Annotated in this window: 12 protein-coding genes, 1 pseudogene and 1 riboswitch; of the genes and pseudogenes, 9 read left to right on the plus strand and 4 right to left on the minus strand. The window is 32.9% G+C overall.

Going from position 1 to position 12,490, the window contains the following annotated elements; all coding sequences use genetic code 11:
- The 7 genes from VIM70_RS00100 to VIM70_RS00130 all read left to right on the plus strand — a co-directional run.
- Window positions 1-604, plus strand: a 604-nt coding sequence (locus VIM70_RS00100; RefSeq protein ID WP_331942916.1) for a DUF429 domain-containing protein, incomplete at its 5' end; no start/stop codon positions are given.
- 192 nt (window positions 605-796) lie between these two features.
- The gene (locus VIM70_RS00105) at window positions 797-1,474 is read left to right on the plus strand and encodes an NERD domain-containing protein (protein ID WP_331942917.1); all 678 of its coding nucleotides are present in this window, start codon (window positions 797-799) and stop codon (window positions 1,472-1,474) included.
- A gap of 212 nt (window positions 1,475-1,686) precedes the next feature.
- A complete protein-coding gene (locus VIM70_RS00110) occupies window positions 1,687-2,166 on the plus strand; it encodes a hypothetical protein (RefSeq protein WP_331942918.1) in 480 nt (159 codons plus the stop codon).
- Window positions 2,167-2,604: 438 nt separating this feature from the next.
- Window positions 2,605-2,913: a topoisomerase DNA-binding C4 zinc finger domain-containing protein gene (locus VIM70_RS00115; RefSeq protein WP_331942919.1), complete on the plus strand. Its 309-nt coding sequence runs from the start codon at window positions 2,605-2,607 to the stop codon at window positions 2,911-2,913.
- A 330-nt stretch (window positions 2,914-3,243) separates the two neighbouring features.
- Window positions 3,244-3,945: an MBL fold metallo-hydrolase gene (locus VIM70_RS00120; protein WP_331942920.1), complete on the plus strand. Its 702-nt coding sequence runs from the start codon at window positions 3,244-3,246 to the stop codon at window positions 3,943-3,945.
- A 548-nt stretch (window positions 3,946-4,493) separates the two neighbouring features.
- Window positions 4,494-5,507 (plus strand): AraC family transcriptional regulator, encoded by a 1,014-nt coding sequence (locus VIM70_RS00125; RefSeq protein WP_331942921.1) that lies wholly within the window; start codon window positions 4,494-4,496, stop codon window positions 5,505-5,507.
- A 270-nt stretch (window positions 5,508-5,777) separates the two neighbouring features.
- On the plus strand, window positions 5,778-6,572 hold the full coding sequence (locus tag VIM70_RS00130) for an SDR family NAD(P)-dependent oxidoreductase (protein ID WP_331942922.1): 795 nt from the start codon (window positions 5,778-5,780) through the stop codon (window positions 6,570-6,572).
- A 641-nt stretch (window positions 6,573-7,213) separates the two neighbouring features.
- Here VIM70_RS00130 and VIM70_RS00135 read toward each other — a convergent pair.
- On the minus strand, window positions 7,214-9,199 hold the full coding sequence (locus tag VIM70_RS00135; protein ID WP_331942923.1) for an FAD-dependent oxidoreductase: 1,986 nt from the start codon (window positions 9,197-9,199) through the stop codon (window positions 7,214-7,216).
- A 534-nt stretch (window positions 9,200-9,733) separates the two neighbouring features.
- Window positions 9,734-9,889: riboswitch (glycine riboswitch) on the plus strand.
- Window positions 9,890-9,955: 66 nt separating this feature from the next.
- Between VIM70_RS00135 and VIM70_RS00140 the strand changes: the two genes are divergently transcribed.
- Window positions 9,956-10,123: a hypothetical protein gene (locus VIM70_RS00140; protein ID WP_331942924.1), complete on the plus strand. Its 168-nt coding sequence runs from the start codon at window positions 9,956-9,958 to the stop codon at window positions 10,121-10,123.
- A gap of 42 nt (window positions 10,124-10,165) precedes the next feature.
- Window positions 10,166-10,351, plus strand: coding sequence for a hypothetical protein (locus tag VIM70_RS00145; RefSeq protein ID WP_331942925.1), 186 nt, complete (start codon window positions 10,166-10,168; stop codon window positions 10,349-10,351).
- Window positions 10,352-10,508: 157 nt separating this feature from the next.
- On the opposite strand, the gene VIM70_RS00150 is transcribed toward VIM70_RS00145, so the two are convergent.
- The 3 genes and pseudogenes from VIM70_RS00150 to VIM70_RS00160 form a co-directional block, all read right to left on the minus strand.
- Window positions 10,509-10,883 carry a desulfoferrodoxin gene (locus VIM70_RS00150; RefSeq protein ID WP_331942926.1) on the minus strand — a complete coding sequence of 125 codons (375 nt, stop codon included), beginning with the start codon at window positions 10,881-10,883 and terminating at the stop codon, window positions 10,509-10,511.
- Window positions 10,884-10,928: 45 nt separating this feature from the next.
- Entirely contained in the window at window positions 10,929-11,342 is a 414-nt protein-coding gene (locus VIM70_RS00155; RefSeq protein WP_331942927.1) for a DUF5661 family protein, read from the minus strand.
- A gap of 479 nt (window positions 11,343-11,821) precedes the next feature.
- Window positions 11,822-11,998: pseudogene (locus tag VIM70_RS00160) on the minus strand (transposase); the annotation flags it as partial.
- Window positions 11,999-12,490: the final 492 nt, after the last annotated feature.

Here is a 12,490-nt window from a genome sequence, read left to right on the forward strand (position 1 = left end):
ATTAGGTTATATACCTTCACCAAAGGATACTGCAAAGGGGTTAAAAGAAAGAATTGATATATTAGAAAACTCAGGTTTTAAAAGCATTGAAAAAATATTATATGGATCTGGAAAACACGAAAAAACAGATAAACTAGATGCACTCGTAGCAGCATACACTGGTTATTTAGCTTATAAAGGCAATGTTTCTTTTGTTGGTAATATTAAAGAAGGTAAGATAGTTTTACCTACCAATGATTTTAAAGAGTCTTATAAGCGATTAAAGAAATTAGTGATCCCTATAGTTACATCTTCTCCAGTGTTAGAAGGTGGAAAGGATATAAGTAATCTATATGAGTATATAAATGTGGACAGTGTACTTTGGTTAAAATATTTTACGTCAATAAATAGTAGTCCACCCATTTATAATCTTATAGAAGGGATTTCAAATGATAGGTTCAAAGTTATTATAACTAATGATCAGAACCAAGAGATTGAGGTTGAACTAGAACTTTTGAAAAATAGAAAAGATGGTTTAAAGGTATGCATAGAGCATAAGGTAAAGTTAGCTGGGTTTTGGGGAAGACACGGAGACAAAAGGAAGTATTTCATTTTAATAATTTGAATTAATCACTGTTGTTAGAAAACCTAACATGCAAATGATGATAATTGGAATCAAGTTACATAATTACCTAAGGGACTGACCCCTTACAGAGATTGGAAGTGAAACAGACAAGCTCTGTTTCTACTTGAATTGGTAGCGAAGTTTTGGTACCTATGGATATTAGTTATTGCAGCAGGTGTATTAGAAATTTTTATGCCTAAAATCAAAGGAGCCATTGGTGAGAAGTCTGTTGCTTTTTTCTTATCAGGTCTTGATAAAACAAAGTATAAGTTAATTAACAATATAATGCTGCAAGTAGGAAATAAAACAACACAGATAGATCATGTAATAGTATCTAACTATGGTATTTTTGTTATAGAAACTAAGAATTATAAAGGGTGGATTATTGGTAATGAATTTGATGATAATTGGAAGCAGGTAATTTATAAGCGTAAAGAGAATCTTCATAATCCAATAAAACAAAATTATGGGCATATACAAGCATTAAAAGAGGTTTTAAATGATTTTGAAGATATAAATTATATTTCAATAGTAGCTTTTACAACAAGAGCGGAGTTAAAAGTAACATCAAAAACAGATGTTGTGTACACTATCAATTTACCTAAGACAATTAAGAAATACAAGTCTGAGGACATAACTGATTTAGTTAAGGAAAAAATATATACAAAATTACTTTCTTTAAATGTTGATAGTAAAGAAACTAGAAAAACTCATGTAAAAGCAATACACAAGACATTAGCTGAAAAGAGTATCAAAGTAAAAAGTGGTATATGTCCCAAGTGTGGAGGTCAATTAGTATTAAGAAATGGAAGGAATGGTAAATTTAGAGGATGTGGGAATTTTCCTAAATGTAGGTTTATTGCAAAATAGCAGTTAACTTCTTTAATGAACTATGGAGCTGGGCAGTCACCTGAAAACAGGGAAGGCTGGTTCTATAAAATAATATGCAACATGACTATAATCTTTTGTAGATAGTTTACATTTATTGGTTTGCTGACACGACCCCGTTACAGAAATTGGTAACGTAGTGGACAAGATCTGTTTGCTAAATAATCTAAGACAATAAGCGATTGGAGGAAAAAATGAACATAAATGATAATATAGATGCTTTTGGCTACAGATATATAAACTGCTCAAAAGTTTCCACTATGCAGAGAAGCGAAATAAGAAATAAAATTAAAATTGGAGCTAGATTAAATGTTACTTATACTAAAGATAAAAATATCTATTCTAAAGAAGTTGTTATAACCAAATGGTTTAAAAATGCAGTAGTAGGTGAGGATATAGTAATTTCTTTAATAGACATTATAAGAGTAGAAACTAACACAAAAGAATTTAAGAATCCTAATATTAATAATAAAAAACAAATAAGCAAATATAACTATAGTTGTTTAATGAAGTTAAATATTAGGCAACTTGAATCTGAATTGTTGAAATTAAATTTAAATGATAAAGATAAAAAAACAATTAAACGTGTGGTGGATTTTAAAAATAGTAGAAGACTGCGACGAAATTTAAACCACATTGTATTAAGACCTAACAATAATGTTTCTAAGAAGTAGCTAAATATAGTTAATTATAAGTTAATCTATTGCCAATAGTGTCATAATATAATTTCGTTTAATTGTTCCATCATTGTTAAAATATACACCATTTTTAAAAGATTCTTCTTTTTTGAATTAGAACGTAAAAACTTATAGTTTTTACTACACCTCGGAGGTCGTTACATAAACTGGTAGTTTATGTTTGCGTGCCCTAGGTTTTTTTCATGAGCGGAGCGAATTTGCTCATTTAGTATTTTCAAAGTATTTTTTGGTATAGCACTAGGCTTACTAAGTTTATATGGTATTGGATTGGTGTTAGCAATTATTTCTTTGTTTTCAAAAGAAATTAATATATTATCAGGCATATTAAAATTGGTATTTTTCTAATGTATTTATTATCTAGATAATAATGTGTTTATACCATTTTCATATTTGAAAGTTCTTAGCAAGAAGAAATTGTTTGCAGTTTCTTCCATGGGGTCTGACCCCGTCACTGAAATTGGTAACGAAGTGGACAGGTTCTGTTTGCTAACTGATTTAGTTAAAGAAAAAATATATACAAAATTACTTTCTTTAAATGTTGATAGTAAAGAAACTAGAAAAACTCATGTAAAAGCAATACACAAGACATTAGCTGAAAAGAGTATCAAAGTAAAAAGTGGTATCTGTCCTAAATGTGGAGGCAAATTAGTATTAAAAAATGGAAAGTATGATCAATTTAAAGGATGTTGCAATTTTCCTAAATGTAGGTTTATTGCAAAATAGCAGTTAACTTCTTTAATGAACTATGGAGCTGGGCAGTCACCTGAAAACAGGGAAGGCTGGTTCTATAAAATAATATTCAACATGACTACAATCTTTAATAGAAAGCTTAAATTTATTGGTCTGCTGACACGACCCCGTTACAGAAATTGGTAACGAAGTGGAAAAGTTCTGTTTGCTAATTAAATATTTTTAAAAAAAGTAAACCTTTAGGTATAAGTAAACCCAAATATATTGATGTAGGACATTTTATTCTTACTCCAGATAGTTTTAAGATTAATGTATATGAAAGGTTTGAAATATAACGTCAAATAACTTTTTAGGAGTGATGATATGAATAGACTGAAATTCCTTGGAAGAGGAGCAGGATATACTACTAATGAAGGAAATACTTCTGCTTACATGATAAAAAATGAAACACTTTTACTGTTAGATTGTGGAGATGCTGTATTTAAAACAATTGTTGAAAAAAATTTAATTGAGGAAATAAAAAATGTACATGTTTTGATTACCCATATGCATTCAGACCACATAGGTTCATTAGGTAGCTTCATTGGATTTTGCTATTGGAAATATAAAATAGTGACAAAGGTTTACTTTTATGAGAAAGATAAAATAAGAAAATTTTTAGAACTTGTTGGTTTAATTGAAAACCAGAGTTTTATTATCATTGATACTGAAAATAGAAGAATTGATTTTTTAGAATTAGAATTTTCACCTTCGTTAACTAAGCATTCTAAAGCAGTTAACACCTATTCGTATATATTAAAATTTGATGAAGAAAATGATATTTTCTATAGTGGAGACACATATGAGACTAATTTCGATGTAATTCCTTTTTTAAAGTTAGGTAATCTAATATATCATGATACATGCCTTAATGATTTTGATGGTAATGTTCACACATCATTAAGAGTTTTAAGTGAAATCATTCCCAAAGAATATAGAAAACAAGTCTATTGTATGCATATTGATGAAACTAATTTTGTGGATGAAGCACAAAAAGAAGGCTTTAATGTAGTTGAGGTAGCTTAAATAATCCTGTTGAAAGTGATGATATTAGACGTAAAGTATATCTAATCACAGAGGAAGGAAAGAAAGTATTACTCCTTGATTTTGAAAGAATGAAACATATAATTGATGTTACTCAGAATAATTTGAAATAATAGTTTATACTCCAAACAAACTGATAGATATTTTTATCTAAAAGGCCATAAAAATCAAAATAATAAAGAAAGAACCATCTGGAATTTAGATGATTCTTTTTTTGTTCAATATAACATCTTATTAAATTGTATGGTTTTCTCTATTATATACAATTGAATATGCTCATCAAATTATGGAAGACTATAAATTAGATTTAAATATCACATTAGGTTCAGGTATAAGGGAATTAGGTAAAGTAAAAACAGAAGAAGAATTTAACGGACATATTTGGCGTAATTGGCAAGTTGAATGTCGCCATTTGCTAGTTACAGAATGACATTGGAGAGGTATAATGTTAATTATAACACCAACAAGGCAGGACGCAATCACAACAAAAACTAGTGAATGCGCAGATAGCTAAAGGAGGACCCATATGTATGAAGTCTCATACTCATATTAAAATGCCAGCAGGATTTTGGGCTGGATTATGTCAATTAGGGATTGCAGCCCCTGACGTGGTTCGAAAAGCACAACTGCCGCTCACCATTATTACTGAACCAGTTGTCACCACCGCCCAATATTTCGCGATCTGGCAGGCTTATTCCGATCTCATTGATGACACTGCCAAAGGAATTATCAAGCTTACGACCGTATTTGAAACAGCGCATTACCCACCGACCGTCTTAGCGACTTACCATGCTCGTGACTACCGCGACGCCCTAAAGCGAATGGCACGGTACAAACAACTGTGCCCACCCGAAAGTTTACGCATCACTGAGGAAGGTGAAAACTGTACAATCGAATTGAAGTGGTTGTATACCGAGCAACCCGGTCCGCCGATGCTGGTTGGTATCACGCTGGCATTTCTTCTGGAGCTAGGGCGTCGGGGTACAGGTCAACCTTTGACGGCGAAATCTGTAGAATTTTCGAAACCAATGGGCGATGTACATGTACTTGAAGCTTACTTCGGCTGCCGTGTTCGGATCGGTGCAGATTGTAACCGGTTGACGCTACATCGAGTAGATCTGGACCGTCCCTTTATCTCGTACAACGCAGAGTTGCTGGAGATTTTGACTCCCGTATTGGATCAATCGTTGGATGAGCAGCAACGCAGACGCTCAATCACCGATATGGTCAAGTGGATTATGAAACGTATCTTACCAGGAGGGCGCCTCAACATTCAGACTGTCGCGAGCGAGTTGGGGATGAGCGATCGTACCTTGCAGCGCCGTCTTACTGACGAAGGTACGAGCTTCAAGCATCTATTGACACAAGTCCGGCATGAACAGGCACGAGAATACTTGGCAGACCCATCACTTGATATTAAAGAAGTGGCCGCCCTGATTGGATATGAAGACCAGAACTCGTTCTATCGCGCTTTCCACCTTTGGGAAGGTGATACTCCTGCAAATTGGCGTACTCAACATTTAGGTACAAATTCGATAAATTGACTTTGTCTTTAAAATCAATTTTTTAACACTATATAAAAAGAAGGATAACCTAGTAATAGCTACAAAATAACATGAAATACTATAAATATAGTGCTAGTAATTAAAGTAACTATAATGAAACCAAATGGAGTATAGGGCGTGTTTTCTGCCTTATATGGAATGCGGTAGTATATTTAAATGATACGTTAAATACATGTAGTCAAAGTAAAAATAAGATGGTGTAAGGGTTTAAAGGTTCTTAACACTAGATATATAAAGGAGAAATATATTATGGATATGGGATTAAATAATAAAACAGCTTTAGTTACAGGATCAACGAAAGGTATAGGTAAAGCAATTGCCATTGAACTTGCCAAAGAAGGTGTTAATGTACTAATTAATGGACGAAATTATAAAGAGGTAGAACGAACTGTAAATGAAATTAAGTCAGATTTTCCGGCTACATCTCCTCAAAATGCTACAGCCGATATTGTGGATATTCAACAAAGAGAAGTTTTATTTGAAAAATATCCCAATATTGATATTTTAGTTAACAATATGGGTATTTATGAAATTATGCAGTATAAGGACGTTACCGATGAAATATGGGAAAAATACTTCCGTACTAATGTTCTTGCTGCAAATGGATTATCTAAATTTTATTTACCTAAAATGTTGAAAAGTGATTATGGCCGCATTATCTTTATTGCGAGTGAAGAAGCGATTATGCCTGGAGGACAAATGCCTCAGTATTGTATGACAAAATCAATGCTATTATCATTGTCAAAAAGCTTATCTAAATTAACAATAGGAACAGAAGTTACAGTCAATACGCTCATGCCAGGACCAACTCTCTCTGAAAATGTGTATAAAATAATTGAGGGTATGTATTCTAATGAGGATATGACTTTTTTAGAAAAAGAGAAAAAATTTATGACTACAAACATACCTCAATCTGAAATACAGCGATTTATTAAGCCAATTGAAATAGGTAGACTAACTACATTTGTATGTAGTCCTTATGCATCCGCATTTAAAGGTTCTCCAATCCGTATGGATGGGGGAATGGTACCGACTATTTATTAAATGTATTTATATTATTCATGTAGCAAGGACCGATATGACCCAAAAAAGAAAAAACGCATTGAGGAATTATTTAACATATTTAAAGAATCGTTTTTTTATTTTTTAAAAAAATTTTAATTTGTTGTAATGGACGTAAATTTTCAGAATTAACCTTTTGGTTTAAATTCCAAACATAATCGCCTGTAAGTGCGAATACACAGGAAAATTGTTATTTTGTTACGGCTTCCGATTTGAAAGCAAATCCAGACAATATTCATTTAAATAGAAAGTAAAAACTCCCAGTTTTTACTACGACCTCGGAGGTCGTTACATAAACTGGAAGTTTGTGTTTGCTAAGAGGAAGTGGAAATACGACTTATTGTAATCTGGGTGTAATTTATTACTCTTAACTATAATTGAGAAAAAAAGAAGGTTTCTTTGTGTTCTTTATTGCATTTGTGTCTTTTTTTACAATTAAAATATCACAAATAAAGATTGTAATTTTGAATGTATCATAATGAAAATTAATGAAAATATAAAGAGTAGAAAGTAAAAACTCCTAGTTTTTACTACGACCTCGGAGGTCGTTACATAAACTGGAAGTTTGCGTTTGCTATTTTTTATGGCTCCGCCTAAGCGAAGCCGTGAAAATTCAAATCATTTTATAGTTCTCGTGCCAGTTGGTTAGCATCCCATATAGCATACATGATATTGTGCACATTACGGGAATCACCAACATTGTAAACAATCTTATTGGAATCTACCATAGTGTCATATAACCATTTTTCGGAATGATAACCCACAGCAACTACGACAGTATCTGCCTTTATTTCTTTCTCTCCATTTGGAGTTTTCACCATGACAGAGGCATCATTTATAGTATTTACGGATGAGTTACAATACACTTCAATTTTGTTAAACACTAAAAGATCTTTAAGCATATCATAATTTGCGAAACACATGTCTTCTCCACCACCTAGTATCTGTGACTTTGATTCCACAATTGAAACGTTTTTTTTCTGCTGACGCAGCCACAAAGCAGTTTCGCAACCCACCAAACCACCTCCAACAACAACGATATCCTCTCTTGCATTTTCTTTATTCTTTAGAATATCATCCGCCGTGTAAATGTGGTTCTTGTCTCCAAAGTCTATTTTCACAGGTGTGGACCCCGTAGCAAAAATAACAACATCTGCTTTGCATTTGTGTATATTTTCTCGATCAGCTACGTAGTTCAACCTAATATCCACCGGAAGTTTTTTAAGCTGTACAGTGTACCATTTCAGAAGTGCACGGTCATCTTTCTTGAAATCAGGCACACTTCCAACAATAATGTTTCCACCAAGTTTATCGCTTTTTTCCACAAGAATTACATGGTGACCACGAATGGCACAGACTCGTGCTGCTTCCATACCAGCAAGGCCGCCACCGATTATCAATATATTTTTCTTTTCAATAGCCGGAGTGATTGCCAGAGATTTTTCTCTGCCACAGGCTGGATTTACAGCACAGGAAAGTGGCAAGCCGTGAGCAAGTCTATCAAGGCATCCCTGATGGCAAGATAGACATGGGCGAATATCCTCAAGCTTTTCGGTCCTAATTTTTTCTGGAAGATAAGGATCAGCAAGTAGTGGTCTGCCGTAAGCAACGATATCGCAGCTAGTACCAAGCGCTTCGCAAGCTATATCAGGATCATCCATCCTACCTGCAAGAATAATAGGAACATTTACATTCTCCTTTAGAATCTTTCCAAATTTACGGTACATGCCCTTTTCAAAATACATAGGGGGATGATTCCAATACCAGGAATCGTAAGTTCCTGCGTCTACGTTCAAAAGATCATATCCGGCCTCCACTAAAATTTTAGCGGCTTCAATGCCCTCAGTAAAATCCTTACCCTGTTCCACAAAATCCTCACCAGGCAGAGCCCCTTTACGTATTGCTTTGACAAAACTCTTTAAACTGTAGCGTAAAGACACTGGGAAATCTTTGCCACAGGCGTCCTTAATGCCTTTCACAATATCTATAGAAATCTTTAAGCGACCTAACAAATCTCCGCCATATTCGTCAGTTCTCTTATTGTACAGGGCTATAGCGAACTGATCTAAAAGATACCCTTCATGAACGGCATGAACCTCAACCCCATCAAACTTGGATTCCTTTGCAACGACTGCGCAGGACACAAAGGATGCGATCAATTCTTTGATTTCATCAACAGTCATAGCTCTGTGCTTAATAGATGAATCCCATCTATTTTCTTGCTCAGATGGTGCAATGGCATTTTCCATAAGATGTGGAATTGCAACCCTTCCAAGTCCTCCAGTGAGCTGAAGAAAGATATTGGAATCATAAGCATGAATTCTTTCATTCATGGGAGCACAGGACTTTGCAAATAGCAGAGGTTGGTATGAAGCACATGGCATTACCAGAGGTACCAATTCATTGTAATTTACGTTTGTTATTCCTGTAATAATCAGACCAGTTCCGCCTTTTGCACGCTCAATATAGTATTCCTGTGCATTTTCAGAGAAACCACCGCAAGGATCGGCCATTGCTATCATACCCAAAGGCGCCATAGCAATACGATTTTTAATAGTCAGTTTTCCCACTGTAAGTGGCTCAAATAATTTTTTATATTTAGTAGACATTGTTATCACTCCTAAAATATTATTAAATATCAGACTGTTTTAAATCAGTAGAACTTGGCATTTTTGATGCAATTCCAAACGCCCTCAGTCGGTCCGAGTTACCTTTAATTTTACAGAATTCCGACTATTTTAAGTATTACAATTATAACAACCACGCCACCTATTATTTCTAGCATATAATTCACACTCCTTTTTATCCTTAAATTATAGAGCATTTATATCGTACTTTACTATCACTTTCTTACATTATACCATAGTTTTCGACAAAGATATACAAAAAAAGACAAAATATACAAAATAGACACATGTGGTTAATATATACAATTTAAGTAAAATAAATTATATTTTGCTATTTGATTTTAAAAATATGAGAATTTGCATAATAAAAAAAACTAGAGTTTGCTAACAAAATTGAATATTGTGTTCGGATGAAGATTGTGGGAGAGAGATGGCTTGCCATCCGCCGAAGAGGAGAAACTTTCAGGCACCTAGTAGTTTTGCACGGAGACTATTTATTAGGAGAAAACCGTAATTGGACGAGCCTCTGGAGAGAGCTGATTAAACAGACACCGAAGGAGCAAGATAGTATTATTAAGATAAGCTACTTAAACTGTACATGTAGAAATTAAGTTTGCGTAAGAATTATCGTTTTCTATCGAATCTCTCAGGTAAAAAGACAGGGGATAGAAATTATGAAAAAAAATTTGTCTCCTCCATTATATTAAATTAAGGGAAAAGCTTAATGAACAAAGAATTGTGTGGGGAGTTGGTGCTTCAATATTATTAAATCATTTCGGGCTTATTGATAAACATAATGATATAGATATATTAGTAAGTGTAAAGGATATTGAAAAAGCAGATGAAATTCTTAAAAGTATTGGTGAAAAGAAAATATGGGAAAAAACAGAAACATATTCCACATAATATTTTTATGAATATATTGTAAATGGTTTTGATATTGATGTAATGGCAGGATTAAGCATTAATTATAATAATGGAATATTCAAATATTTGTTTAACCAAAGTTCAATTTCAGAAATTAAAATAATCAATGGAGTAAAGATGCCTACCTTATTAGAAAGAGCATTAAGTGGTGATTTACCAAAGAAAGTAAGAGATAAAATTAAAGAAATGAATAAAGCCATGAATTAAACTCACAGCTTTAAACATTTCTTTAAAAATACATTTAGTTTTTAATAGTTTTCCGTGAATATATCAAAATAAGCCTTTTGATAAGCACATGAAGGGCAAACTTCTGGTGCGAATACCCTCAAGTATATATGAATTTAATTAAATTCAGCGAAATATTCTATGCTTTCCATAATCCGTGAACATTACAGTATTCTCGTGCACTCAAAATCTCTTCCTCTAGAAGAAATATAGCCTCAGGTTTATCACCAGGATTTAGATATTTTCTGTACATTTTATTTGCAGTTTGAATTTCTATCCATTCAATATAATGTGCTTCTAACATGGGATGTTCAACTGCACCAACTTTAACAAGAACTCCACCATCAACCTTTTCAACAACTGGCACATGCTTTTCTTTTGCTGCATCCACTGTATTTTCAACCTGTAATGTCATTGGCTGTCCGCAACAAATTAAACCTCCATCACCTGAATGTAAAACTTCTACGATATTACCACAAATTTCACATTTATAGACTTCTTTAAGTTTAATCATAATTATACCTCCAAAATTTTATATTTTAATATACGCGTTAACTAACTAATCCTCTTTTTCTTGTCCTTTTACATCATCGTATACAAAATTGCAAGGTTTCCCTTCACAATTTAAAACCTCCTCATCATTGTCCCCAGTATAAATATTTTTACTATTTACGTCACTTTCTTGTTTGTCATTTAAGGAATTATGATTATCCCAATATTTTTCAGCTTTATTTTCCATCTTTTCTAGTCTAGTATAATAGTCAGGAAATTCTTCCAAATGTGCAAGCGCAATTTTTGCTGTAACTAATGGGTCATTATCTGAAACATTTGTATCTGGAGATATCTTTCCATGTTCAAGCTCAACCACCAATCCCATTCTGAACTGTTCTACATTAAATTTTGTCCAATTAATTCCAATACTTTCACCAATCTCTTTAGCTCTTTCACTCGTAAATAATGTTTCTTCTAACATAGAAAACACTTCCTTTTATATTTTTTTTAAAATAAAATGAATTTTACTTAGAGGCCACAACTCTTCTTATTAATTAACCTTAACATGAGTAAAAAAATATAGAAATAGTCTAACAGCTGAATAAATAAGTGGTCGAACAGCCCATTGACTGATTTGCAATTTTACTAATATACCTCTTGGACGGTTCAGGCAAAAACACCCATTTAGTAGTACTTGATATAATTATGCCTATTCTTGATGGTTTGGGGTTCCTAGAGAAGCACATAATAACCTTGTTTTTATTTTTTTTAGCAATACATATTTCGTTAATATACATAGTTAGAGGGAATGATTAAGTTGTAATATCAAAGATAGATTTAACTCCAATCGTATACTAGGATATCTTATGTCTTTCTGTCGTTAAACTCAGGTTTGTTAAATGCAGTTATGCGATAGCATTTTAGTTATGGATAAATTAGTAATAACCACCAAATTTCTAGTTAATAAATCAAAAACATTGAAGATAGCAGTCTAGCTATCTTTTTCATATTCTGTACTGCTGCTGTAAGCAGACACTGCTCTTGCACATTTTCTAATCCACGCATATGGCAATAGCGAAGCCCATGCAGTTGTTTTGAATCTGCAAAGCTCCGATTTATAGTCTCTTTTCTTCTTCTAGGGGTCTCGCCAACATAAGTCTGAATAACACCAGTAAGAACTTTAAAACATCTTCATAAAGGTAAATGTACTTTACGTAGATGTTCGTAATTGTTTTGTTATACTTTACACATACAATTTTATGGGGCTTTTTACTCTACGTAATGGTATACCTTTGCGTAGAGTTATTTGTCTTAATATTAAAGCCATTATGTGTAGGCATTAAGAAGCATTGATATTGCTTGATTTAAAGTAATTTTAAATTCCTGTTGGTGTGATTCAGAGAAATGTTGGCGATACCCCTTATTAGGATAATTGAATATAAATATTAATTAATAATAGTTAATGTCGAGGAAAGAGACAAGTACGATATAAAATAGTTGCTTTATTATCTAAGAGATATTAGTAAACGAATGGGAAATAACCTCACTAATACATCAAAAAATATATAGGAGTAGAATATTTATAAATGGGTTAAATTAATATATATAGGTTGAAATGAATAAAATTAA

The organism is Clostridium sp. (assembly GCF_036569345.1).
Lineage (GTDB): Bacteria > Bacillota > Clostridia > Clostridiales > Clostridiaceae > Clostridium_AD.

Coding starts and splice junctions, on each gene's coding strand:
- VIM70_RS00120 (WP_331942920.1), top strand. CDS start 3,244: ATGAATAGACTGAAATTCCTTGGAAGAGGAGCAGGATATACTACTAAT.
- VIM70_RS00155 (WP_331942927.1), bottom strand. CDS start 11,342: ATGTTAGAAGAAACATTATTTACGAGTGAAAGAGCTAAAGAGATTGGT.
- VIM70_RS00125 (WP_331942921.1), top strand. CDS start 4,494: ATGAAGTCTCATACTCATATTAAAATGCCAGCAGGATTTTGGGCTGGA.
- VIM70_RS00135 (WP_331942923.1), bottom strand. CDS start 9,199: ATGTCTACTAAATATAAAAAATTATTTGAGCCACTTACAGTGGGAAAA.
- VIM70_RS00145 (WP_331942925.1), top strand. CDS start 10,166: ATGGCAGGATTAAGCATTAATTATAATAATGGAATATTCAAATATTTG.
- VIM70_RS00105 (WP_331942917.1), top strand. CDS start 797: ATGCCTAAAATCAAAGGAGCCATTGGTGAGAAGTCTGTTGCTTTTTTC.
- VIM70_RS00110 (WP_331942918.1), top strand. CDS start 1,687: ATGAACATAAATGATAATATAGATGCTTTTGGCTACAGATATATAAAC.
- VIM70_RS00130 (WP_331942922.1), top strand. CDS start 5,778: ATGGATATGGGATTAAATAATAAAACAGCTTTAGTTACAGGATCAACG.
- VIM70_RS00150 (WP_331942926.1), bottom strand. CDS start 10,883: ATGATTAAACTTAAAGAAGTCTATAAATGTGAAATTTGTGGTAATATC.